The 22,273-nt window shown below is 56.3% G+C and carries 22 protein-coding genes, 1 tRNA gene and 1 other RNA gene; 9 read left to right on the top strand and 15 right to left on the bottom strand.

The window, feature by feature from the left end:
• Positions 1–6: 6 nt before the first annotated feature.
• The 5 genes from J4P41_RS04570 to rnpB form a co-directional block, all read right to left on the bottom strand.
• Positions 7–1,977, bottom strand: a complete 1,971-nt coding sequence (locus J4P41_RS04570) for a peptidoglycan D,D-transpeptidase FtsI family protein (RefSeq protein WP_426066257.1) — start codon at positions 1,975–1,977, stop codon at positions 7–9.
• Positions 1,978–2,058: 81 nt separating this feature from the next.
• Positions 2,059–2,877: a cell division protein FtsL gene (ftsL, locus tag J4P41_RS04565; RefSeq protein WP_426066256.1), complete on the bottom strand. Its 819-nt coding sequence runs from the start codon at positions 2,875–2,877 to the stop codon at positions 2,059–2,061.
• Positions 2,874–3,845, bottom strand: a complete 972-nt coding sequence (gene rsmH, locus J4P41_RS04560) for a 16S rRNA (cytosine(1402)-N(4))-methyltransferase RsmH (protein ID WP_426066255.1) — start codon at positions 3,843–3,845, stop codon at positions 2,874–2,876. The genes ftsL and rsmH overlap by 4 nt, the downstream gene beginning before the upstream one ends.
• Positions 3,842–4,312, bottom strand: a complete 471-nt coding sequence (gene mraZ / locus J4P41_RS04555) for a division/cell wall cluster transcriptional repressor MraZ (protein WP_010503946.1) — start codon at positions 4,310–4,312, stop codon at positions 3,842–3,844. The genes rsmH and mraZ overlap by 4 nt, the downstream gene beginning before the upstream one ends.
• A 286-nt stretch (positions 4,313–4,598) precedes the next feature.
• Positions 4,599–5,001: RNase P RNA component class A (gene rnpB, locus J4P41_RS04550), an RNA gene on the bottom strand.
• Positions 5,002–5,075: 74 nt separating this feature from the next.
• Here rnpB and J4P41_RS04545 point away from each other — a divergent pair.
• Positions 5,076–6,068: an alpha/beta hydrolase gene (locus tag J4P41_RS04545; RefSeq protein WP_426066254.1), complete on the top strand. Its 993-nt coding sequence runs from the start codon at positions 5,076–5,078 to the stop codon at positions 6,066–6,068.
• 13 nt (positions 6,069–6,081) lie between these two features.
• Here the strand turns inward: J4P41_RS04545 and J4P41_RS04540 are convergent, their stop codons facing one another.
• Positions 6,082–6,462, bottom strand: coding sequence for a hypothetical protein (locus tag J4P41_RS04540; RefSeq protein WP_082204513.1), 381 nt, complete (start codon positions 6,460–6,462; stop codon positions 6,082–6,084).
• An 84-nt stretch (positions 6,463–6,546) separates the two neighbouring features.
• On the bottom strand, positions 6,547–8,016 hold the full coding sequence (gene zwf, locus J4P41_RS04535; protein ID WP_023942809.1) for a glucose-6-phosphate dehydrogenase: 1,470 nt from the start codon (positions 8,014–8,016) through the stop codon (positions 6,547–6,549).
• Positions 8,017–8,285: 269 nt separating this feature from the next.
• Here zwf and J4P41_RS04530 point away from each other — a divergent pair, with 269 nt between their 5' ends.
• Together J4P41_RS04530 and J4P41_RS04525 are read left to right on the top strand one after the other, a co-directional pair.
• Positions 8,286–8,552 (top strand): DUF2312 domain-containing protein, encoded by a 267-nt coding sequence (locus J4P41_RS04530; RefSeq protein ID WP_007283547.1) that lies wholly within the window; start codon positions 8,286–8,288, stop codon positions 8,550–8,552.
• Between the two features lie 49 nt (positions 8,553–8,601).
• On the top strand, positions 8,602–9,183 hold the full coding sequence (locus J4P41_RS04525; RefSeq protein ID WP_426066253.1) for a hypothetical protein: 582 nt from the start codon (positions 8,602–8,604) through the stop codon (positions 9,181–9,183).
• 15 nt (positions 9,184–9,198) lie between these two features.
• On the opposite strand, the gene proB is transcribed toward J4P41_RS04525, so the two are convergent.
• The 4 genes from proB to rplU form a co-directional block, all read right to left on the bottom strand.
• Positions 9,199–10,335, bottom strand: coding sequence for a glutamate 5-kinase (proB, locus tag J4P41_RS04520; protein ID WP_426066252.1), 1,137 nt, complete (start codon positions 10,333–10,335; stop codon positions 9,199–9,201).
• A complete protein-coding gene (gene obgE / locus J4P41_RS04515) occupies positions 10,332–11,342 on the bottom strand; it encodes a GTPase ObgE (protein WP_023942804.1) in 1,011 nt (336 codons plus the stop codon). Before obgE ends, proB begins: the two co-directional genes overlap by 4 nt.
• A 78-nt stretch (positions 11,343–11,420) precedes the next feature.
• Positions 11,421–11,687: a 50S ribosomal protein L27 gene (rpmA, locus tag J4P41_RS04510; protein ID WP_007283551.1), complete on the bottom strand. Its 267-nt coding sequence runs from the start codon at positions 11,685–11,687 to the stop codon at positions 11,421–11,423.
• Between the two features lie 28 nt (positions 11,688–11,715).
• Entirely contained in the window at positions 11,716–12,030 is a 315-nt protein-coding gene (gene rplU, locus J4P41_RS04505; RefSeq protein WP_023942800.1) for a 50S ribosomal protein L21, read from the bottom strand.
• A 283-nt stretch (positions 12,031–12,313) separates the two neighbouring features.
• Between rplU and J4P41_RS04500 the strand changes: the two genes are divergently transcribed.
• Positions 12,314–12,403: transfer RNA gene (locus tag J4P41_RS04500), tRNA-Ser, on the top strand.
• A gap of 122 nt (positions 12,404–12,525) precedes the next feature.
• On the opposite strand, the gene J4P41_RS04495 is transcribed toward J4P41_RS04500, so the two are convergent.
• Together J4P41_RS04495 and J4P41_RS04490 are read right to left on the bottom strand one after the other, a co-directional pair.
• A complete protein-coding gene (locus J4P41_RS04495; protein ID WP_426066251.1) occupies positions 12,526–14,775 on the bottom strand; it encodes an FUSC family protein in 2,250 nt (749 codons plus the stop codon).
• Positions 14,776–14,806: 31 nt separating this feature from the next.
• Complete coding sequence (locus J4P41_RS04490) at positions 14,807–16,072, bottom strand: UdgX family uracil-DNA binding protein (RefSeq protein WP_426066250.1); 1,266 nt, start codon at positions 16,070–16,072, stop codon at positions 14,807–14,809.
• A gap of 203 nt (positions 16,073–16,275) precedes the next feature.
• Between J4P41_RS04490 and J4P41_RS04485 the strand changes: the two genes are divergently transcribed.
• The 3 genes from J4P41_RS04485 (at position 16,276) to J4P41_RS04475 (ending at position 18,112) form a co-directional block, all read left to right on the top strand.
• Complete coding sequence (locus J4P41_RS04485) at positions 16,276–16,743, top strand: MucR family transcriptional regulator (protein WP_023942794.1); 468 nt, start codon at positions 16,276–16,278, stop codon at positions 16,741–16,743.
• Between the two features lie 72 nt (positions 16,744–16,815).
• Positions 16,816–17,769: a signal peptide peptidase SppA gene (gene sppA, locus J4P41_RS04480; RefSeq protein ID WP_426066249.1), complete on the top strand. Its 954-nt coding sequence runs from the start codon at positions 16,816–16,818 to the stop codon at positions 17,767–17,769.
• 37 nt (positions 17,770–17,806) lie between these two features.
• The gene (locus J4P41_RS04475; RefSeq protein ID WP_023942788.1) at positions 17,807–18,112 is read left to right on the top strand and encodes an integration host factor subunit beta; all 306 of its coding nucleotides are present in this window, start codon (positions 17,807–17,809) and stop codon (positions 18,110–18,112) included.
• Between the two features lie 478 nt (positions 18,113–18,590).
• Here the strand turns inward: J4P41_RS04475 and J4P41_RS04470 are convergent, their stop codons facing one another.
• Positions 18,591–19,487 carry a LysR family transcriptional regulator gene (locus J4P41_RS04470; protein ID WP_426066296.1) on the bottom strand — a complete coding sequence of 299 codons (897 nt, stop codon included), beginning with the start codon at positions 19,485–19,487 and terminating at the stop codon, positions 18,591–18,593.
• Positions 19,488–19,604: 117 nt separating this feature from the next.
• Positions 19,605–20,579: a thioredoxin-disulfide reductase gene (gene trxB, locus J4P41_RS04465; RefSeq protein WP_426066248.1), complete on the bottom strand. Its 975-nt coding sequence runs from the start codon at positions 20,577–20,579 to the stop codon at positions 19,605–19,607.
• A gap of 98 nt (positions 20,580–20,677) precedes the next feature.
• On the opposite strand from trxB, the gene J4P41_RS04460 reads away from it, so the two are divergent.
• Positions 20,678–21,160 carry an Lrp/AsnC family transcriptional regulator gene (locus J4P41_RS04460; protein ID WP_023942781.1) on the top strand — a complete coding sequence of 161 codons (483 nt, stop codon included), beginning with the start codon at positions 20,678–20,680 and terminating at the stop codon, positions 21,158–21,160.
• Complete coding sequence (locus J4P41_RS04455; protein ID WP_426066247.1) at positions 21,160–22,272, top strand: glycosyltransferase; 1,113 nt, start codon at positions 21,160–21,162, stop codon at positions 22,270–22,272. Before J4P41_RS04460 ends, J4P41_RS04455 begins: the two co-directional genes overlap by 1 nt.
• Position 22,273: the final 1 nt, after the last annotated feature.

Here is a 22,273-nt window from a genome sequence, read left to right as displayed (position 1 = left end):
GCAGGCTCAGTGCTGTGTCTTGGGGGAATGCGCCTGATTGCGCGGATCACCGGGATCGTTTCCGGGACCCAGGGCACGATAGCCCGCTGGCACAGACGGATTCATGGGAATGGCGAGAGACGCTTCAATCGCGTCCTTGTTGGCCGTATCCGGGAACTGGTTCAGGATTGGCCCAACACGTGAAATGATCTTTTTCACGGTTGGCGCGGCGTTCCAGGCGGCTGTGGTCCAGCCGTGGGTTGCCGCTGTTCCCTGTGGGCTGTCGAGCATGACATAGACCGCGTAATGCGGATTGTTCATCGGGAAGACACTGGTGAAGGCCGAAACGTTGACGTGTTTCAGGTATCCGCCATGGGCACCGATCTTTTCCGCCGTACCTGTCTTACCGCCAACATAGTAACCCGGAACCTCAGCTGACTTGCCGCTGCCGACCGTGACGTCGAGGCGCAACAGTTTGCGAAGCAGGGCAGAGGTCTTTTCTGACAGAACCCGCGTTCCAACGGGCGTTTGTGCGCCGATATCATCGCCATTTTCGGTCTCATCCGGCTTGTACGCAACGGGCCGGACCTTGGCATCGGGTGTCTGGGCTTCATCCTGCTGGTCGCGCGCTACAAGCGTCGGCTTGAGCAGGATACCACCATTCACAGTCGCTGCGGTGCCGCGGACAATGGCAAGAGGAGGCTCAGCCACGCCGTGGCCGAAACCTACGGTCATGACAGTGGAAAGCCCCCAGTTCTTTGACGCTGGCACCAGAGGACGCCCGGCTTCGGGCAATTCAACCGGAACACGGTTGAAAAACCCCATACTGCGTAGCCAGTCCTGCTGACGCTGGGCGCCAACATCCAGAGCGATGTGTGCCGCTGCCGGGTTGGACGAGTAGGCCAGAACACCTGGCAAAGACAGCCAGGGCGCAAAATGATCGGTCTTCATATCCCGGATGGTGAAGCGTCCGACCCGGATGGGAATGGTCGAGAACCGATCCCAGATATGCACAACGCCGAGCTGGAGACCCATTGCGGCAGTCTGAAGCTTGAACGTCGAACCCGGTTCGTACATACCCGTCACAGCGCGGTTAAAGCGGGCATCATTTGGCGCATGGTTGAAGTCGTTAGCGTCATAGTCAGGCAAACTGACCATGGCGAGGATCTCGCCCGTCCGCACATCCATGACGATTGCTGAGGCACCAATGGCCGAAAACTCATCCTTGGCAGCCGCAAGCTCGTCATGGGCCACGGCCTGCACACGTACATCCAGAGACAGTCGAAGCGGCGTCCGATCCGAATTCAGGCGCTGATCAAAATATCGCTCGACGCCAGCAATGCCGTGGTCGTCAATATCCACGCTTCCCATGATCTGGGCAGCCGTCCGGCCAAGCGGATAGTGGCGGCGCTCGCCAGCTTCAAAATAGATACCGGGAATGCCAAGATTGTTGATTGCGATTTCCTGCACCGGAGAAATATCGCGGGCAATGTAAACGAACTGCTTCTTCAGGGAGAGGCGACGAACAGTTTCTGCCTCATCCAGTTTTGGCAGAACAGTCTTCAGCTTCTTCGTCGCGTCCTCCGGATCAATCAACTCCATCGGATTGGCATAGACCTGCGCGACCGGAAGGGAGAGAGCGAGCGTCTGACCATTTCGGTCCGTAATGGTCGCGCGCTTGACGGATGGCAGAACAAAATCGCCCGCCATCTCACCGCGTGGATCACTCTTGGGAATTTCCGGAACCTGAGGCGCGATCTGCCGCTTTTCTGGCTCCATCGGCATGAGAACCGTTGCAAAGGTCGCCTTAAGGGCAACTGCACCATAGATCGCAAGAAAGCCCATGCCAGCCACGAGAAGGCGGCCATGCATCTGGTCAAGGTTCAGGCGGCGGGACGAAGGCTTCGGTCCCGCTACCTGCGAGCCGCGCCGCTCCGCCCGTTTATTCTGGCGTACGGCGCGACGCGAACCTGATGGGGGTGGCACGTCCTGAGGCATCGTGCGGCGTTGCGTCCTATGTAAGGTGCTCGCCCGAAGCTATCCGGAAAATACTTGACGAGCAGTTAACGAGAGAGGGTCTCAGTTAGCCAACGGAACCGGCGGGGGCAATGCATCTCCATCATTTCCCAGCGCAGAGCTGGCATGATGACGGACGCGCGGACGCTCTTCTTCGGCAACCCGCGTCAGTGACGCTTCACGGACCTGATGAACTGGCTGGCTGTGCCAGGCCGTGGCGACCACAGGCGTGGGACGTGTTCCATGGTAACTCACCAGGCGTACGCTTGGCGTCACATCAGATCGTGCCGCACTCAGATGAGGAACCACAGGGCGCGTGGCTGCCGCAGATGCCAGTTCAGTGTCGGCGCTATGAACAATCCGGTCTGCACGCGGATGAACAGGACGAGGTATCGCAACGGCCTTGGCTGTCACGATGCGTGGCGTGGCTGGAAGAGGCTGAGGGGCTGCTGCGGCAATAACCGGAGCATGCGTGACCGGTACGACAGGGTGGGTAACAGGTGCTGCCGGAAGCGGCAAATGCGCCTCGGTTGCTGCGCGGTTCACGACTTCATGGAGTCCCTCGCGCGGATCAGCGGGGGTCGGACGGGAGCCAGGAGCGGGCAGGCGGCTTTCCACGCTGGCCATCCGCACGAACTGATCCGGAGCCATCGGGTGGAGATCGGGCACAAACCGTGCTGCCAGAACATTCAGGCGATCCGGCTGATTGAGAAGCGCCCATTCCGTCCGCAGCATGGCTGTCTGCGAGCGGACCTTCTGCGTCTCCTGAACGATCTTGGTAATCTTCTGATCAAGGACCGTCGTCTCATGTTTCTTGGTATAGAGAAACAGGCCGGACCCTGCGGCGAGGACAGCGCAGGCGATGGTGAAAGGCCGGATCATGCTCGGTTTCCTGAGGCGGACGGTTGAGAGGCGGAATTACGAACCAGGGCGCGCAGACGTGCGCTTCTTGCTCTGGGGTTTTCCCGCGCTTCCTCTTCCGTGGCAGGCAGGGGGCGGGAATGGAGAAGGGAAAAAGCTGGCGGCTCTTTCCGGACGGGAGCCGGATCGTAGCGGGACGGGTTGGCTGTGCGGCCAGCCAGTTCCGCCATGGCACGCTTTGCCAGACGATCTTCAAGAGAATGGAACGTCACGACAACGAACACACCACCCGGAGCCAAAAGACGGGGGGCAGCTTCCAGTGCGCGTTCCAGTTCACCCAACTCGTCGTTCACGGCAATCCGAAGGCCCTGAAAGCTGCGGGTGGCCGGATCGATCTTGGAGCGATCTTTGGGAACGCAGGAGCGCACGATATGAGCCAGACGACCTGTTGTCGTGATTGGTTCTTCGGCGCGTGCGATAACAATTGCGCGGGCAATGCGACGGGAGAGCTTCTCTTCGCCGTAGCGATAGAGAATATCCGCCAGATCACTTTCCTTCATGGAATTAACGAGATCTGCAGCGGATGGGCCGTCAGTGCCCATACGCATGTCCAGCGGGCCGTCATTGCGGAAAGAAAATCCTCGCTCGGCCTGATCGATCTGAAACGATGAGACGCCCAGATCCAGAACGATCCCGCCAAACGGACCATCCTGCCCGACGAGCTCTTCCATATTCCCGAACGTGCCCTGATGCATGATCAGGCGGCCATTAGCCTGTTGAGCCATGGCTTCGCCGCGGGCAATGGCCGTGGGATCACGATCAATGCCGTGCAGGGTGCAATCCGCACTGTTCAGGATGGCACGGGCATAGCCGCCGCCTCCGAAGGTACCGTCCAGATAGCGACCGCCATCGCGGGGGGAAAGCGCCTCGAGCACTTCCTTCAGCATGACGGGGACATGCCCCTGATGGACGAGAGTAATCGCGTTCATGCCGCAACTCCGTTGGCCGGTCTGCGGCTGCCTGTCAGTTCTTTTGCCCGTGCACGCGCCTGAAGGCGACGCTCTGCTGCCGCTTCTGGATTCCAGATCTGGAAAACGCGACCCAGTCCCATGAACGAGACTTCGTCTGTCAGCGAGGCATGCGTGCGCAGAACATCCGGAAGAATGATCCGGCCTTCCTTGTCGCTGTCCAGTGGGTAGGCATCCGCATACAGGCTGGCAGCAAGATCATCATGATCTTCCGAGAACGGATCGTATTCGTCGAGCGGCTGAGCAAGAGAGGCGAAAGCAGCAGACGTCCACGCTTCGATGCAGGGATGCAGATGCGATGGACGAAGAATAACCAGAGCCTCACCCGGCTGGGCCTGTGTTCTGAGAGCGGATCGGAAAGGGGCCGGAATGGAAACACGTCCCTTGGCGTCAAAGCGGTTCTGATGTGTGCCGAGGAACATGCTCATTGATGATGTGCCTCCCTTCACTTCAGGACCCGCGCAAGGTGTTCAGGTATTTCTCTGTTCTTTCTTGGGATACCATGGGATTTTATGGGACGTCAAACACATATCTGCGAAAAACGGCAGAAAACTGCGGCTATTTTCAACGCGGGAATTGTGACGCGTTTTTTTGCTATTTATTAGGAATTATCAGGGATAATCGCCGGGCGAGATCTATACCTGCCGCTATTTGTTCCCTTTATGTTCTCTTAATATCTGTTCTGGGAACTATTGGAGAACGGTTTTGATCAGAGGTGCCAGACGGCCTGTAAGCCGGGTTCTGTCCGCCAAAGGCGGGACGATCATTCCTCTGGGACATGCATTGCTGCATGCCTCACGCAACCAACCCGAACGACGGAGTGAGACGCTCCCGGCTGCCTTGCGACAGCCTGCCGTTCCTATTCGGTCTTGCTCCCGGTAGGGTTTACCGTGACCGACGCCGTTGCCGGAATCGCGGTGCGCTTTTACCGCACCGTTTCGCCCTTACCCGCGACATGTTCCAGAAGGAACAGTCCGGCGGGCGGTCTGTTTTCTGTGGCACTGTCCCTAGGGTCGCCCCCGCCGGCTGTTAGCCGGTACCGTTTTCCCATGGAGCCCGGACTTTCCTCCATGACAGGGATCCTCATCCCGGTCACAGCGATCGTCCAGCCGTCTGGCGGGCGGACCTTGCGCCGGGAGCGGTTGCGGGTCAAGGGCAGACTTTCGGTTCATTTGTCGCCATGATGCTGGAATGCAACCGACTTTTGCTCTGCGGATCTTTCTTTTCTGGCTGGAATGGCAAGCTCGTCGTCGCGGAATGGTATCTCGTTCCGTGCCCATTGATGTGGTGCCGGACATCCCAGCGCCTATGCCGTCAGCTACGGCTCTCGCGCATCTTAGGCGGGTGACCGGGAGGCCAAGTTTTCCTCAATGTCTGTCCTCGCTGCGCATTCGCAAATGGATTGAGATCAACGTGCCAGGCGAAGTGGGAGAGCGACCTGCGCGGCTCTATCGTCCCAGAGGGAAAGTCACGGGCATCGTGCTGTTTCTGCACGGTGGAGGATTCGTTCATTGCGACACAACCTCCCACCACGGTATCTGCTGCCGACTGGCTGCGACATCGGGTGCCATGGTTCTATCACTTGATTACCGTCTTGCGCCTGAACATCGATTCCCTGCGGGGCTGAGAGACGCACAGGCAGCCCTTAAATGGCTCAGGCAGGTTGCACCCAAGCTTCCGATTGCAGTGGCGGGTGACAGTGCTGGAGGGAATCTTTCAGCCGCGCTTACGCACTGGAGTCGTATCGATCCGAATATTACTCTGGCTGCTCAGCTTCTGTATTACCCGGCCGTCAGTGGTCCGATCATTCCTGCGTCCCGGCAGGCCTATGGCCAAGGCTATATGCTTACTACGGAACTGCTGCACTGGTACTGTGGGCAGACCCTTGCGGCTCCGGAGGATCTGTTTGATCCAGAGTTTTCGCCAGTCTTTGCCGAGACCTTCAAAAATCTTCCACCTGCGATGATCGTAACGGCTGGTTTCGATCCGTTAAGAGGCGAGGGAGAGCTTTATACCCGTCTACTCAGAGATGCAGGTGTTCCGGTTCGATATCGACTCTTCCCGCGCATGATCCACGGCTTCCTGAATGGATATGCTTTGTTTCGGGATGGACGGACGGCGCTGCGGGAAGGAGGCGAGTTTCTGAAGGAAGCTTTCAGGAAGGCCGGGACAGCGTCTTCCTGAAAAGCCAGTTCTGTCAGGGCTGAAGCTGACGAAAGGAACCGGGTGTCCCTGCGTCCGTCTGAAGGGTTCGCTCGCTGCGATCAACTTTCACGCTGAACAGCTTGTCAGCGGAAGGTTTGTCACCCGGGCAACCGTTTCCATGTCGTCCCAGAACGTCAATGATTGGATTATTGTCCGCAGCATTGCCATTGACGACAAATACCAGGCACTTTTTCGGCATATCCGTCAGGCCGTCATTGGTCACGACAAGGCGCAGATGTTCCACAAGGGCTGTGTTGTCGAACCAGCTCAGCTTGTTGAACGTGAACTTGTCATAGGAAAAGTCCAGAAGTCCGGTACGAACGATCACGAACATCAACAGAAACGCCGGCACCACAATCAGGAGCCGGCGCATCAGATGCTGTTTGAGTGTACGAGGCGGACGCCGTGTGCCCCGTGAAAAACGGGGCTTTGCGTTCGCGTTGTCAGTCAAAAGCGTTTACTCCATATCTTCGTGCCACTTGTCGCCCTTGGCGGCGAGCATTTCAGCAGACTTTTCCGGACCGTACGAACCGGCACTGTAAGTCTGCATCGGCACCTTGTTCTCACTCCAGGCATTGAGAACAGGCTCAGCCCAGCGCCATGCCGCCTCGACCTCGTCACGACGGATGAAGAGAATAGGATTGCCCCGCACCGCGTCAAGGAGAAGACGCTCGTAAGAGTCCGGGAAGGGAAGTCCGCCTTCCATCCGGATCGCTGTGTCCAGATCGGCAGTACGCAGTGTATAGGCGTCCAGAGCCGGGTTTTTGACGTTCAGCTGAAGCTCGATACCTTCGTTAGGCTGAATGCGAATAACCAGACGGTTTCCCGCCGGTGCTGAACCAAAAAGCGTGGTCGGAGCAGAGCGAAAGCGAATAACGATTTCGCTGACCTTGTGGGCAGACCGCTTTGCGGTGCGGATGTAGAACGGCACACCCTTCCAGCGTGGTGTATCAACCCAGGCCCGGATGGCAGCGTAGGTTTCCGTATTGCTTGGTTGTCCAAGCTCTTCCAGATAGCCTGGAACGCTCTGACCGCCGACAACGCCTGCCGTGTACTGAGCGCGAACTGTTTCAGCCGCTACCGTTTCATCCGTGATGGGACGAAGGGCGTTTAGGACGGCCAATTTCGCATTGCGAACCGTATCGGCTTCCAGAGAGTCCGGAGCTTCCATGGCGACAAGGCACAGAACCTGAAGAAGATGGTTCTGAATCATATCGCGCATGGCGCCTGACGTGTCGTAGTAGGACGCACGTCCCTCTACGCCAACAGTTTCGGCGGCCGTGATCTGTACGCTTTCAATCTGCTCCCCAGACCAGATTGCATTCATGATCGGATTGGCAAAGCGCAGCGCCAGAACATTCTGGACGGTCTCTTTTCCAAGATAATGATCGATGCGGTAGATCTGGTTTTCGGGGAAATACTGACCAACACCGTCATTGATGGCGGTGGCTGTGGCCATATCCGTGCCGATCGGCTTCTCCAGCACGACGCGAGAATGGGGCGTTACGAGACCGTGGCTGTGCAGGTTCTCGCAAATGCGACCATAGAGCTGAGGCGCTGTCGCGAAGTAATAGACGCGGATCCGGTCGGCCGGGGCCTGAGAGAGAAGGGAAGACAAATCCCCCCATTCACTGTCTGCCTTTGTGCCATCAAGTGTGACATAGTGTAGAAGGCTGAGAAAACGGTCCACAAGGACCGATGACCGGACATCATCAGGTATGAAGCGTTCCAGCGCCTCTCTGGCGCGGGCAACATAGCCTTCCCGGTCGATATCCGTACGCGCGGTTCCGATGATGCGGGCATCATCAGGAATCTGCCCCATGCGGAGACGGTTATAAAGCGCAGGCAAAAGCTTGCGCATCGTGAGATCGCCGGTGGCGCCAAAGATAACATAGTCGAATGGCTCGACCTGCTGGACGTGTTCCATGAGTGCTCTCTGACCTCTCGAACCCGGATTGTCGGGGAAAAGGGTTTAGGGTTCAGACCTTTGCAGGCACGGTCTAGTTCCGCTCTGGGGGGCTTTCTGTCAAGGGAATGGGCATGCACGACATCGGGAGGTCGCATCACGGAAACGCGTGCGTTCCCTAAATGTGCACATAAACCCGTTGACCTCCCAAGCCCCGGCGCGATAAGCCGCGCGGCTGGTATCGCATCTTTGCGGCACTCTGGACTTATGCCTGAAAAAGGAAATCGAACATGGACGCAGAAAGCAAAATCGAAGGCGCCGCAACGGGTGGCATTGCTGCCGACCGCCTGCGCTCCATCATCGAGCGGGTTGAGCGTCTGGAAGAAGAACGCAAGGCTCTGGCAGGGGACATCAAGGACATTTTCTCCGAAGCCAAGTCTGCTGGTTTTGACGTGAAGGTGATCAAGCAGATCATCAAGCTGCGCAAGCAGGAGCCTGCCGAGGTGGAAGAACAGGAAACGCTGCTCGACATCTATCGCCGTGCTCTGGGCATGTAATCTGATTAACGCAGCATCGTCAGACTCCCCCTAACATCGCGACCGGAACATGATGTCCGATATTTCATGGCTGCCCGCCTGGGCACTGATGTGTCTTTTGATTGTCGCTGGTCTGTTCGGGCTGGCGTTGCTGTGCATGCCGTTTGCAATTTTTGGCGTGAAGCCAAGATTGCAGGAACTGGAGTTCCAGATCGCGGAACTGCGGGCCGAACTGCAATCTCTCACGCTTCGCCTGACTGCTCCTCCGTCGGACAGGACAGTAGCGTCAGGGCAGGGGCTGGAAGGCGGCATGCGTGCGCCTCTGCGGTCTACGCAAGAGAAAGTACGCTCCGTCGAACCTGCATCACCAAAAACGGCAGACTATTTCGAGCCTGTTGCAGTCGTACGTGCGGAAGGTCCGACCTATGAGGACGGACCAATGGCGGCTGAACCGGAGATCCTGCGTCGTGCTGTCAGACGGCAGGAGCCTGCAAAAAGCTGGTCCCGTGCTCCCTGGGAAGATGAGCGTTCGCAAGCGGGCAGCCGTGAGCGTGAAGAACTTGCACCGCGTTCTGTTGCCACGCGAAATGACGATGAGGAAACATTTCGTCGGCGTGCTGAGCCGAAACTCCGCTGGCCTCCAAGAGACTGACGCGTTCTGTTGGAATCAGTGCTGGTCCAAAGCGAGGTCGTCGCGGTGGATGAGTACGTCCCGGCCTCTGTACCCGAGAAGCTGTTCCATCTCTGCTGAGCGATGGCCAATCAGCTTCCCGCATTCATCGGCGCTGTAGGAGGATAAACCCCGCCCGATGATGTTGCCACTCTCGTCCTTGATGAGGACGAGATCACCACGCTCGAAATACCCATCAATGGCTGTAACGCCGGCAGGAAGCAGGGAAGCGCCGACGATGAGGGCCTGTCGGGCGCCATTATCCACAATCAGCGCACCTTTGGGATGCAGGCTGCTGCCGATCCAGCGTTTGCGTGCTGATCCGGTATCCGTCTGCGGCAGGAACCAGGTGCACAGACCACCATCCAGAAGTCTCTGAAGAGGGTTCTGTGTCTGGCCCGCGGCAATCACCATGGCTGCACCGGCACGATTGGCAATGCGCGCTGCCATAAGCTTGGTGCGCATACCACCTGAAGAATATCCGGGAGGAGGTTCGCCACCCATCGCCATAATCTCGTCTGTGACCTGCTCGATCACAGGAATATGGCGTGCATTAGGATTTGTACGCGGGTCAGCAGTATAGAGACCATCAATATCGGACAGAAGAACCAAGCAGTCTGCCTCAATCATCTGGGCAACACGCGCGCCCAGACGATCATTGTCGCCAAACCGAATTTCAGACGTGGCAATTGCGTCGTTTTCATTGATGACCGGAATACATCCCAGATCAAGCAACGTCTGGAGGGTCGCGCGGGCATTAAGATGCCGTTCACGGCTCTCAGTGTCATCTGGCGTCAGGAGAAGCTGCCCGGCAACGAGGCCATACTCCGCCAGTGCCGTGCTCCACCCTTGCGCCAGTCCGATCTGGCCGACTGTGGCAAGGGCCTGCTTTTCGTCGAGCCGAAGGCGACGGTTCATTAGACCTAATTGATGCCGGGCTAGAGAAATCGCTCCCGAGGAAACAACGACAACTTCTGTGCCCGCTTTTCGGAGATTGGCAATGTCTTCGCAAACACTGCGGAGCCAGTCCGTCCGCAGTGCGGCCTGTGCGCTATCAACCAGCAAAGCGCTACCAATCTTGATGACAATCCGGCGCGACTGCGCCAGGTGAGGGGCAGCGGCCGGGGATGTCATGCCTGTTTGCTTTCCTTTGCAGCGTTGACGCGATCCTGAAGTAGCCGGAGCAGTTCGGGGAGGCCCTCTCCAGTCACGCCAGAGAGGGTCAGGACTTCTGCGCCGGATGCTTTGGCCAGTGCGCGCTTCTTGGCAGATTTCTGTTCCGCCGTGAGAGAGTCGCACTTGTTAAGCACAATGATTTCGGGTTTCGCGGCAAGGCCTGGATCATAAGCTTCAAGCTCATGTCGGATCAGGCGCCAATGCTTCACGATCTGGGACTCTGTTCCATCAATCAGATGAAGCAGCGTTGCGCATCGTTCGACGTGACCCAGAAAGCGATCGCCCAGACCGGCGCCTTCACTGGCACCCTCGATCAGGCCAGGAATATCCGCGATGACAAATTCTTCAGTCGTGTTCAGGCGCACGACACCCAGTTGAGGATGAAGTGTTGTAAACGGATAATCTGCAATCTTCGGACGTGCACGGGAAGCAACAGACAGTAGTGTGGATTTGCCTGCATTCGGGAGGCCTACAAGGCCAACATCCGCAATGAGCTTCAGGCGTAGCCAGACCCAGCGCTCTTCGCCTGGCCAACCTTTGTCGGCACGGCGTGGGGCACGGTTGGTGCTGGTTTTGTAATGAGCGTTACCACGGCCACCGTCGCCGCCGCGGCAAAGGAGAATTTCCTTACCGGCTTCGTCGAGATCTGCGAGGAGGGTTTCCCGGTCCTCATCGAAAATCTGCGTCCCGACAGGAACATCAATGATGACGTTATCCGCAGCAGCGCCGGTCCGATCAGAGCCCGCACCATTTCCACCCTTTCGGGCCTTGAAATGCTGGGTATACCGGAAATCAATCAGCGTATTGAGGGCAGGGACGGCGCGAAAAAGAACATCGCCACCACGTCCGCCGTTGCCACCATCAGGGCCGCCGAACTCGATGTACTTTTCCCGACGGAAGGCGATCACGCCGTCACCGCCATCGCCGGAACGTACATAGATCTTGGCCTGGTCGAGAAATTTCATCGTATTATCCGCAACATATGAAAAAGGCCGGCCCTGAGGAGGACCGGCCCTTCCGCTCGCGCTTGAGGGCGCGGTGACTTATTCGGCGGCTTCCGGCAGCGCCACGGAAACGTGGACGCGGCCTTCGGCGCGACGCTGGAACTTCACGTGTCCGTCCACAAGGGCGAACAGGGTGTGATCGCGACCAACGCCGACATTGCTGCCAGCCTTCATCTTGGTTCCACGCTGACGGACAATGATGTTGCCTGCCAGAACGCTTTCGCCGCCGAACTTCTTGACGCCGAGACGGCGACCGGCGCTATCGCGCCCGTTACGACTGGAACCGCCTGCCTTTTTTTGTGCCATGGCTGTTTATCCTTCCTGGTGCGGGCTATCAGGCCGCGTTGATCGCGTCGATGCGCAGCACGGTGACGTGCTGGCGGTGGCCGTTCTTGCGACGGCTGTTCTGACGGCGACGCTTCTTGAAGATGATCACCTTGGCCAGACGATCCTGTGCGACCACGGTGGCCGTCACGGTTGCGCCTGCAACCAGAGGCGCGCCAACAGTGACGCTGCCTTCGCTGCCGACCATCAGGACGTCGGAGAAGGTGATGGTGCTGCCGGCTTCCGCCTCAAGCTTTTCAACCTTCAGGATGCTCTCGGGAGCAACACGATACTGTTTTCCGCCCGTGCGGATGACTGCAAACATTCTGGAAACTCTCGCTGTTCCGATCTCGTGGTTGCTTTTGCCGGGGTATTCCCGATCTGGCGCAACCCAGTCGCTTCTTATCGTTGGTTCCTGTCACATCTTTAAAAAACGAACAGAACAGGCGGGTCGATACAGCGCGGTGTCCTCGACGTCAATAAAAAATAGCATAGTCACAGGTTACAGTTGTGCTTTTTTCAAAGGGTATGGTCGTGCCCTCTTGCAATCTCCGAAAAACCTCGTCATAAGCCGCTCCATCGATCAGGTCTGTTCATACAGACCGTACGGAGAGGTGCCAGAGTGGTCGATTGGGGCGGTCTCGAAAACCGTTGTGCCTTCGCGGGTACCGTGGGTTCGAATCCCACCCTCTCCGCCAGATAAATCAAAAAATGGGCGTTTGATTGATGTTCTCTTCAATCGGACTCATCTGACTTTATGTGCGGTATTTCGTAGTTTCGGCCCCAGCTTTGAAGCAGCGGCTGTAGTGTCGCGAACGAATTACTGAACAGCGTCCTGAAGTTTCAGGTGGCTGCGCTCACCCTTGAAAGGGCGGCTTGCGTCAAGAAAGTCCGCATTGGTTTGCATTGTATAGGCAATCACGACGAGATAGGTGATGGCACGGGTCATTTCCAACCGTGTCACAAGATCGGTTTCATGCTCATCAAGAGCACGTAAACGTCTGACTGCGGCGTTTGCAACGCGGGCTGCCTTATCATGCCGCTTTGTGGACTGCTCAACATAATGAAGCACCAACTGAATGGGGCGTCGCGCGCTATCCGGCAAATATTCCCGATCGAGAAGTGTGCGAAGACGGATGATATTCAGCCCTAATGTCAGCGTTGCAAGCGTTCCAAGAATACACGCTTCAATCAGTGGGGCAGGGGTTGGTCCGGCGTGCCGGATGAGGCGTGCAAAACGATCCGTGTTGCGTCCGATCCAAACACTGATCTGGGGCGTGTAGTTCGGATCTGCCAGATGACGGAGTTCCGTCAACATGATGCGACGCAGACGAAATCGCTCATCTGAACTGCTGAACGGCAGAACGGTACGAAAAACCAGAACACTGATACCAACAGCCATCACGACGGCCATGTTGCTGTTGTAGAACGCCACTTCATTCATGACATGATGGTTTTCCAGTCCCAGCATGGCAGGGAGCAGCAGACCGTATGCTGCGGCACCACCTGCGGTGGAGGGGTTCCCTTTCGCCAACCCGCCGAGAAACATTGCAGGCCCCAGAAAGAGCGTCAGTGTTTCGAAGGTTGTGACTTTCGGCATCAAGACAAAAACCAAGATCCACGCGACGACATAGGCTGCGAGTGCGCCTTTCAGAAATTCCATGGTCCCAAGAACGGGATTTTCCTTGGTTGCGAATAGGCCGCAAACCAGAGTCGTAATCGCAATAAAACCAAGCCCACTGGGCCAGGCGGTAATTTCATAGATCAGGGCCGTTACCAGGACGGCGCATGCTCCCCGAAGTCCGTTATGGACGGCCTCACGGGTATCCCGATGGGTTTGTCGTTGAAAATGAAAATGATCGCCGGGAATGGAGTGTGTACTGGCTTCATATTCCTTGATCGCAAGCTCAAGGTCCCCAAGTAGTTCGCCCAGAGACATGAACAGGACGCGCTCATCCAGATGGGCTTCCGTATCCTGCTCATTGAGTCTGAGATCGAAAGGATCATTACCCGGAACAGGCTCATTGCTGTTTTGAAGATCTGTCTCTCGATGCGGGGCGGCATACAGGCGGCACACGTCTCGAAGATGCTGGAGTTCCGCCAGAAGGTCGGGAACGGTTGTCGTATTGGCGATCCGTTTTGGGAAATCTCTAAGGAAAGAAAGAATTTCGTCTGCGGCCTGCGTAAATGCAGGATGTTCATGATTAAGGAGCTGGAGCCGCATGGCCATGCCAAATCCGCGGGACAACAGAGCAGACACAGAGGCCAGAGCAGCGCGGGCGTGATCGCCTTCGTGGCCATGCGGCCCCATTTCCACTTCAGCAAATTCGATCTGATCGTTGATGCTGAGGATGGTGCCGAACTGTCGGCGTGCGGCATTCAGGGCTCCGCGTTCTTCACCAAGGATGCTGCATAAGGTCCCGGTTACGAGAACGAGCGCGGATTCCAGCTTCTGGCGCAATTGCGCGCGCGCCTGTCGTTCCTGGGTTGTTGCGAAGATCAGGCCCATGAACGCTTCGCACAGCACGCCCAGAATAATGTAAGTGGTGCGGGAGACGGCCACCGTGAAAATATTGTCAGGATCGGATGCTGCGTCCATGCAGATGATCGAACAGGTATATCCTGCAAGAACAAGGGCGTAGGAGCGAAAGTTACTGACAAATGTCGCCAGTCCGCTGCACATGCCAATCCAGATGGCAATCATGGGAAAGAACAGCCATGGAGCCTGAGGAGCCGCAGCCATCAGGGCAATGGACGCAACGGCTCCAGTTATGGTCCCGATAATACGCCATTTGGCTTTTGACTGACTTTCACCGCGCGTTGCCTGTGCAACGGCCCAAACGGTCATCGCAGCCCAGGCAGGGCTATCGAGTTCCATCCAGAATGCGATGCCGATCGCGAGGCATGCGGCCAAGGTATTTCTGAGTGCGAAGGTGAGCGTTGCCGTCGAGGGAGCGTAGACCCAGGACAAGGGGAGTTTGATCCGCGGGCGCAAGGCTGCTGACGCACTTGCACCGGAGGGGGGATTGTTCGGAGTCGGACGTCCTGCTGACGTAGTGCTACCACTCATTGCAGGGCTTTCTTAGCCCCGATGGTTCCCGTTAGGCGAGAGCCGAAATGGCCATTCTCAGATCTGCGACGAATTTTATGTATTCGCGTGTCTTTGCATCCTCATCCGGCAGGCGCAGCAGATAAGAGGGGTGTACTGTCACAAGACCAAGGCTCCCATCTTCAAGTCTGAAAAGCCGGGAACGCTCACGGGAAACCGTAACGGGGCGCCCGAGAAGAGCGCTGGCTCCTGTCACGCCCAGCATGACTGTTACCTTGGGCTGTAGAAGCCGACGTTCTGCCGAAATCCAGGGCGAGCAGGCATTCATCTCCACTGATCCCGGTTTCTGGTGAATGCGCCGGTTTCCTTTCTGGACAAATTTGAAGTGTTTGACGGCATTACTGACCCATGCTTCATGACGCTGCCCTTGGGCTTCCTCAAAAGCCTTGTCAAAAAGCTGTCCGGCTGGCCCCACAAAAGGACGACCTTGAAGATCTTCCTGATCCCCAGGTTGTTCCCCAACAAATAGAAGGTCCGCGTTCTGGGGGCCTTCGCCAAAGACAGTTCGCGTAGCGTGATGACACAGATCACAAAGGGAGCAGTCTGTAGCAAGTGCCCGTAGGGCGGTGAGGGAAGGAGACTGCTCAATGTCTGCGCTTGTAGGTGTAACGTGCACTGTGCCTAAACCCCGCCAGTAAGCATTAGCGCGGGTTGCTGTCGCGATTTGTAAGGCCTGAGGAAGCAGGTCTGTACCGGAGGCGGCCGTGATATCCGGCAGTGCTGGACCCATACGATAGTCCTGACCATCCCAGCAAAGCGTCCTGCTGTCTGACAGAAGAGCCCATGGTGCAGTCCGTAATCGGCCAAGTGGCCCAATCTGACTATCAATTAATTGTGGGGCATAGTTTGTTTTGATGACCTGCCAGTCTTTAATCCGATTTTCCGGGAATGTGCTTCTCAGTGCGAGAATTTGGGCGCGGACATTCTCGGCAATCTGTTCGAAATCCTGCAGGTCGGCCCTGGAAGGCTCGCCAGTTTGCTGGATATGTGCCAGCGCGCGATAGAGTCGATCAAACCGATCAGGAATGGACGAAGCAAACACCGAAGAGATTAATCGACCGAAAGAGCGAGGTATTTTCAATGGAGAAGGAGTGTTCGGAAGAATACGTTCGCTCTGAGGTGCGTATAGCGCGTCTGTTTCCTGTATGGACCAATGAATCGCGTTTTCCGCAACCTGTTGGTTCAGGAAATCACGGCTGAGAGAGCGCCATCCCATGAAATCACTTGGGGAGCAGAGTATGGCAGTCCTGGGTTGCATAAGGCTCACAAAGGAACGTTGGTGAATTTCGAAAAGGCCAACAGGATAATTACTTCTTTTTTAGGCTGCATATTCTAGAAACTTTGTTAAAATTGATTCGCTATCTGCATGGTGCTGATTGTATATTCTATGATCATAACAGGCAGAATGTTTTCACGCCGAAAATGGCAAAAAATATTACCCCGCAGGGAAGGTAAAATATTATGTCGGAGAACACATCCTCTCATCCAGAGCTTTTGGAACTGACAGCGCAGATCGTTGCGGCTCAGGTTTCCAAGGGAAGCGTGGATGCGGAAACTCTTCCGGCATTGATTCGGCAGGTCTATGAAGCCCTTGCCAATGCCGGTGTTCCGCAGCAGGAGCCTGAGCCAGAGCGTCCGCAGCCTGCTGTTCCGATCAAGCGCTCTGTCTTCCCGGACTATATTGTCTGCCTTGAAGACGGCAAGAAGCTGAAAATGCTCAAGCGTCATCTTCAAAGCGCCTATAACATGACTCCTGAGCAGTACCGTGAGCGTTGGGGGCTGCCTTCTGATTACCCGCTGGTTGCTCCTAATTATGCTCAGCGTCGTTCTGCTCTGGCTCGGGAGATTGGCCTTGGTCGCAAGATCAGTGCGACGGGAGAAGGCAAGAAAGAAGGTGGCCGTACGCGCCAGTCCAAGAAGCAGGCCTGAAGCGGCTGATTTTCCAGTATAAAAATCGCTGGAGAAATTGACATTGTCGGTCGGTCCGGAGACTACTGTTTCATGAATTCTGAAGCAGAAACCCTTCTCCGGACCCAGACTGAGAAACGGCGGCTTCTCCGATGGAGAATTGCCGCCATTTTATTTTTTCTGACAGCTCTTATTGTGGCTGTTGGTAAAGGTCATCCGGTTGCTGCTGATTTGGGAGGGCGACCGCATATTGCTCGTGTCGTCATTCGGGGTGTCATTGGAAACGATGTCTCGCGGATCACGACAGCATTGAGAAAAGCCCAGAATTCTTCTTCCGTGACTGGACTTCTCGTTGTCGTGGACAGCCCGGGTGGCGGTGTGACGGGTGGTGAACGTCTGCATGATGCGATCGAACAGTTCGCTGCCAAGAAGCCTGTTGTCGTCACAATGGGGGATATGGGCGCATCAGCCGCCTACATGCTTTCTGTGCCCGCACAGCATATCGTGGCGCTCCCATCCACGCTGACAGGTTCAATCGGCGTCATTCTGCAGCGTCCGGATGTTTCGCCTTTGCTTGGGCGTGTGGGAATCGATGTGGCGGCCATTACGTCAGGCGCCATGAAAGACCAGACGGACCCGACCAGTCATTTGACTCCTGAAGGCAAAGCCATGCTGCAGGGGCTGGTAAATGATCTTTTTGATCAGTTCGTTGGGATGGTGTCCAAAGGGCGTCATCTGTCGGAAGAAAAAGTCCGTAGTCTTGCTGATGGACGGGCCTATACAGGGCGTCAGGCGATTGGTCTGGGTCTTATAGACGAACTGGGGGATGAAGATGCCGCTCGACTGTGGCTTCGCAAGCAGTTGAAAATCGGCAATGCTCAATACCCTGTTATGCCTTTGCTCTCTGAAACATCACGGCACTGGTATGATTTTCCGCATCGTCGAGCTATCTTCGAAGGTGTGTTCGGAACGGGCATTATGGAAAAAATGGATAGGCAGTTGGCAATCAGCAGTCTTGACGGGGCCGTTGCGATCTTGCAACCCTGAAACCCGTTTCATGGGCGGAGGCAGATAGGCTGCAATCATGACCAGATCGGAACTCATTGCCGAGCTTTCTGCGCAATATCCCCACCTTCTGGCCCGGGATATTGAACGGATCGTTCATACGATTTTTGACGAAATTGGAGCTGCGCTCTCACGCGGAGATCGTGTCGAGCTAAGAGGCTTTGGCGCATTTATTCCTCGTCAGCGTGATGCTCGGACAGGGCGCAATCCTCGAACGGGCGACACAGTCTCTGTAGACGAGAAAAGTGTTCCGTTTTTCAAAGTCGGGAAGGAACTGCGTGAGCGGGTTAATCATAGCGCAGTCTCTTCTGCGCGTGAGGATTAACGCGCTGCTGCGTTTCCCTGAGCCATTCTGTATTGTGCTGTCTGTGCATCAGGCAGTGGAAGAATGTGAAAACCCCCCTGCATTTGGGCACAATCCTGCCTCCAAATGCAGTAGTCTTTCCACTGTAGGGGGAGGGGCTTTCTTGAATTTTATAGTGATTCCTGTCTGTTTTGTGCTTGGTTGGATTGCTCTCATGCAGTCATGCCTTGCGGCGACACCTTCCAATATGCACAGGTCTGTCTCAACTGGTGCCAGGCATGTTTCACAACGGAATATTTTACAGAAAACGGCAGAGGTCCCCTGTTATCAGTCTCAGGCTGGGTTGATCTTCCTCAAGGCTCCTCCCGGGAAAAGCCATATGGGTCATTCTAATAATTTTGCCCCTATTGGAGAGGCTGTATTCCGGTCCTCGACCAGTCAGCATGCCTGCGTTGCGGCGCGCGGACGCCGCGGTTGAATCACGACGTCCGTGGAATAACTAGTCCTGTCCTTTGAGGTAGCTGATTTCAGCCAAAAGAAAATCCCTAAAAACAGATATTCTCTTGGATGTGCGGAGCTCTTCGGGATAGACAAAGTAAGCCTCCACCAATGGAACAGGCTGATCTGGTAGCACTCGTACCAGATTGGAATATGACGCCGCAGTGTAAAGCGGTAGCGACCCGATCCCCGTGCCGGCTGAAATAGCATTGGCGACGGCTGCAATGTTATTGATAGCCAAACGACTGCCACGATGAGCAAGTCCTTCGTGCCTCAGCAGGTCCAGGAGCCAGTTGACATTGGGTAAGGGCAGGTTACGCCCCGCAAATCCAATGATCTGATGTTCTGCCAGTTCTCGCAGGTTGGTTGGCGTGCCGTAACGCTCCAGATAATCGGGGCTTGCGTAGATAGGCATCGGGAAATTGGCAAGATGGCGCTGAACAAGATCCGGCTGTGTGGGCGGGTGCAGACGAATAGCGACATCAGCTTCACGCATTCCAAGATCCAGGTCCGCATCTTCCAGTAGAAGCGTAACCTCAATATCGGGATGCAATTCCAGAAACCGATGCAGCCGCGGGGACAGCCAGCACAAGCCAAAGCCGGTCGTGGTTGTAATCTTGATCTTGCCAGCTGCGCGCTCTTTGCTCTCGCTCAGAAAAGCCTGAGTCAGAGCCAGCTTCGAGAAAACTTCCCGTACGGTCCGGTTCAGGACTTCACCCTGCTCCGTCAGAATAAGACCACGGGCATGCCGATGGAACAGCGGCACTCGCAGAACTTCTTCCAGTGCGGAAATCTGACGCGAGACGGCAGACTGGCTGAGGTTCAGTCTGTCGCCCGCATGGGTAAAGGATCCGGCTTCAGCAACTGCGTGAAAAATACGCAGCTTGTCCCAGTCCATATGGTGATCTCCCCGATCGCTGGCGCGTCGGTCTTCGTCCTTCTTACCCATGTCACCTGGCGTTATTTCTGCGGTGTGTCGTTGAAGGGACGAAACTGTCTCAAGCCGAGGCGAGGGTCAAGTTTTTGTCATAGCAGGTATGCCAGAAAGGTACCGTTCTGCTTCCAGTGCTGCCATACATCCTGTGCCTGCGGCTGTGACAGCCTGTCGGTAAATACGATCCTGAATATCACCCGCTGCAAAAATGCCTTCCACTGATGTAGCAGTCCCGCCTGCTTCGGTCAGGATATAACCGTCTTCATCGCAGCGCACTTCATGGCGGAAAGGTCCCGTATTCGGTGTGTGGCCAATCGCCACGAAGACCCCGTCAACTGGCAGTGTGGTGAACTCGCCCGTTTGTGTGTTCCGAAGTTTCACCCCGCAGACGACTTCCGGAGAGCCTGCGCCAAGAACTTCTTCCACTGCCTGATTCCAGTGGAGCTCAATTTTCGGATTCGCGAAAAGACGCTCTTGGAGAATCCGTTCCGCTCTCAGTCCATCGCGGCGATGAATGAGATGAACCTTGTCAGCGTGATGGGTCAGGTACAGGGCTTCTTCGACTGCTGTATTGCCACCGCCAACAACGGCTACGGTTTTGCCCCGATAGAAAAATCCGTCGCAGGTTGCACAGGCGGACACGCCCCCAGACTGCAAACGCTTTTCCGACTCGAGACCCAGCCATTTGGCCTGAGCGCCTGTTGCGATCACGACCGTGCGGGCATGATACTCGTCACCGGAATCGCCCTTGAGGCGGAAATATCCATCAGATGCCGGTCCATTTTTAAGATCCGCTTCCATGATCAGATCGTAGATCAGGCGTGTCCCGACGTGTTCTGCCTGCTCGCGCATCTGTTCCATGAGCCATGGCCCCTGCACCGGAGCGGCAAATCCGGGATAATTCTCGACATCCGTTGTGATGGTCAGTTGTCCCCCCGGCTGAAGGCCGGTCACGAGAATCGGTTTCAGGCTGGCGCGTGCGGCGTAGATGGCTGCAGTGTAACCAGCGGGGCCCGCGCCTACGACCAGAAGGTCTGTATGGTGGATTTCAGGCATGATTGATCCTCGTCCGTGTTTCGATCCCTCATATAAAGGTTTCAGAGGCATGTGCCATCTTTGCGGACGTCGCCTCCTGCCATATACCTCGGAGTCAAATGAACGCTTCTCTTTCTCCCAACCCCGTCGAACTGGATGCCATTGACCGGCAGATTATCGCCGAGCTTCAGGCAGACGGCCGCATGACCAACGTGGAGCTGGCCAGACGGGCTGGCATTTCTGCACCTCCCTGCCTGAGGCGTGTCAGACGCCTTGAAGAGCTGGGGATCATCAAGGGCTACCATGCTGAAGTTGATGCGCCTCTGCTGGGATGGTCTCTGAATTTCTATGCCCTGATAGGGCTGGACAGCCAGAAAGGCAGTGTCCTCGAGGCTTTCGAGGCGCAGGTTGGTGCCTGGCCTGAAACCCGTGAGTGTCACATGATACGTGGTGGGGGCGACTTCCTGGTCCGTCTTGTTGCGCGTGATGCTGCCCACCAGAACGTTCTGACCCGCCGCCTGACAGACAGTGTTCATGTCGTGCGCGTCCAGACCCTCCAGACTATTCATACTAGTCGGGATCTGGCCGGGGTTCCTATCTGATGACTTTGAGATCTGAGGAAGATCTCCTTTTGCCCGCACGGTTGAGCATTATCGTTCCCTGCTACAACGAAGCAGAGAACGTGGCTCCCATGGTTGCGGCTCTCAGCCGTGCCCTTGCAGAAGAATACTGGGAAGTCATTTTCGTTGATGACAACTCTCCTGATGGCACGTCGGCCCGCGTTTCAGACATTGCCAAGAATGATCCGCGTGTTCGTGTTGTGCGGCGTGTCGGGCGGCGAGGGTTATCTTCTGCCGTTATAGAAGGGTTTCTGTCATCCAGCGCGACATATGTGGCGGTCATGGATGGAGACCTCCAACATGATGAGTCCGTACTCCCTGCCATGGTTGCGGCGCTTGATGCCGGATCACAGATGGTTGTCGGTAGCCGGCATGTCGAAGGCGGTGATAATGCCGGTCTTGCCGGACACTGGCGGCACCTGCTGTCAGACACCGGTATCCGTGCCGCGCAAGCCGTTCTGCCCCATCCTCTGACGGATCCGATGAGTGGCTTCTTTGCCATGAGGCGTGATCTTTTTACGGCGACGCTCCCAAAGCTGTCTGGCACGGGGTTCAAGATCCTGCTGGATCTTGTCATGTCTGCGCCCAAAGAGACGAAGATTACCGAAGTCCCTTTTGTTTTTCGCCCAAGAGTCGCTGGGGAAAGCAAGTTGGATGTCGTCGTGCTTTTGCAGTTCGCGACGATGCTACTCGACAAACTCACGCATGGCTGGCTGCCAACACGATTTCTGGCGTTTGCGCTAGTCGGGCTGGTTGGCGTTATCGTGAATGTTGCAGTCATGCAGTTGGCCCGCGTGTCGGGCATGGATTTTTCCCAGTCCCAGCTTGTCGGTACGGCCGTCGCTATTCTCACGAATTTTCTGCTGAATAACCGTCTGACCTATCATGACCGGCGCCTTAAAGGTGCAAGGATGTGGCGGGGGTTTGCACTCTTCGCAGCAGTGTGCTCCGTCGGTGTTTTCGCCAATATCGGCGTCGCGCGAATGGTTCTGCACGATTTGGGTCATGGCCATTGGGACCGCGCCTCTGCAGCGGGAGCTGTCATTGGTGTCGTCTGGAATTATGCGGTGTCCTCAACGCTGATCTGGCGCTGAC

The organism is Gluconobacter sp. NFX36 (genome assembly GCF_049887835.1).
Taxonomy (GTDB): domain Bacteria; phylum Pseudomonadota; class Alphaproteobacteria; order Acetobacterales; family Acetobacteraceae; genus Gluconobacter; species Gluconobacter japonicus_A.
Note: the sequence above shows the minus strand (reverse complement) of the source record. Positions and strands in the feature narration are given on the sequence as shown.

Bases quoted from the DNA above. Each gene is read 5' to 3' on its own strand.
- J4P41_RS04470 (WP_426066296.1), bottom strand. From the start codon at position 19,487: ATGGACTGGGACAAGCTGCGTATTTTTCACGCAGTTGCTGAAGCCGGA.
- J4P41_RS04455 (WP_426066247.1), top strand. From the start codon at position 21,160: ATGACTTTGAGATCTGAGGAAGATCTCCTTTTGCCCGCACGGTTGAGC.
- proB (WP_426066252.1), bottom strand. From the start codon at position 10,335: ATGACATCCCCGGCCGCTGCCCCTCACCTGGCGCAGTCGCGCCGGATT.
- rplU (WP_023942800.1), bottom strand. From the start codon at position 12,030: ATGTTTGCAGTCATCCGCACGGGCGGAAAACAGTATCGTGTTGCTCCC.
- mraZ (WP_010503946.1), bottom strand. From the start codon at position 4,312: ATGAGCATGTTCCTCGGCACACATCAGAACCGCTTTGACGCCAAGGGA.
- ftsL (WP_426066256.1), bottom strand. From the start codon at position 2,877: ATGATCCGGCCTTTCACCATCGCCTGCGCTGTCCTCGCCGCAGGGTCC.
- J4P41_RS04570 (WP_426066257.1), bottom strand. From the start codon at position 1,977: ATGCCTCAGGACGTGCCACCCCCATCAGGTTCGCGTCGCGCCGTACGC.
- J4P41_RS04475 (WP_023942788.1), top strand. From the start codon at position 17,807: ATGACCAGATCGGAACTCATTGCCGAGCTTTCTGCGCAATATCCCCAC.
- J4P41_RS04525 (WP_426066253.1), top strand. From the start codon at position 8,602: ATGATGTCCGATATTTCATGGCTGCCCGCCTGGGCACTGATGTGTCTT.
- zwf (WP_023942809.1), bottom strand. From the start codon at position 8,016: ATGGAACACGTCCAGCAGGTCGAGCCATTCGACTATGTTATCTTTGGC.
- rsmH (WP_426066255.1), bottom strand. From the start codon at position 3,845: ATGAACGCGATTACTCTCGTCCATCAGGGGCATGTCCCCGTCATGCTG.
- J4P41_RS04460 (WP_023942781.1), top strand. From the start codon at position 20,678: ATGAACGCTTCTCTTTCTCCCAACCCCGTCGAACTGGATGCCATTGAC.
- J4P41_RS04485 (WP_023942794.1), top strand. From the start codon at position 16,276: ATGTCGGAGAACACATCCTCTCATCCAGAGCTTTTGGAACTGACAGCG.
- rpmA (WP_007283551.1), bottom strand. From the start codon at position 11,687: ATGGCACAAAAAAAGGCAGGCGGTTCCAGTCGTAACGGGCGCGATAGC.
- J4P41_RS04490 (WP_426066250.1), bottom strand. From the start codon at position 16,072: ATGCAACCCAGGACTGCCATACTCTGCTCCCCAAGTGATTTCATGGGA.
- sppA (WP_426066249.1), top strand. From the start codon at position 16,816: ATGAATTCTGAAGCAGAAACCCTTCTCCGGACCCAGACTGAGAAACGG.
- J4P41_RS04540 (WP_082204513.1), bottom strand. From the start codon at position 6,462: ATGCGCCGGCTCCTGATTGTGGTGCCGGCGTTTCTGTTGATGTTCGTG.
- J4P41_RS04495 (WP_426066251.1), bottom strand. From the start codon at position 14,775: ATGAGTGGTAGCACTACGTCAGCAGGACGTCCGACTCCGAACAATCCC.
- obgE (WP_023942804.1), bottom strand. From the start codon at position 11,342: ATGAAATTTCTCGACCAGGCCAAGATCTATGTACGTTCCGGCGATGGC.
- trxB (WP_426066248.1), bottom strand. From the start codon at position 20,579: ATGCCTGAAATCCACCATACAGACCTTCTGGTCGTAGGCGCGGGCCCC.
- J4P41_RS04530 (WP_007283547.1), top strand. From the start codon at position 8,286: ATGGACGCAGAAAGCAAAATCGAAGGCGCCGCAACGGGTGGCATTGCT.
- J4P41_RS04545 (WP_426066254.1), top strand. From the start codon at position 5,076: ATGCAACCGACTTTTGCTCTGCGGATCTTTCTTTTCTGGCTGGAATGG.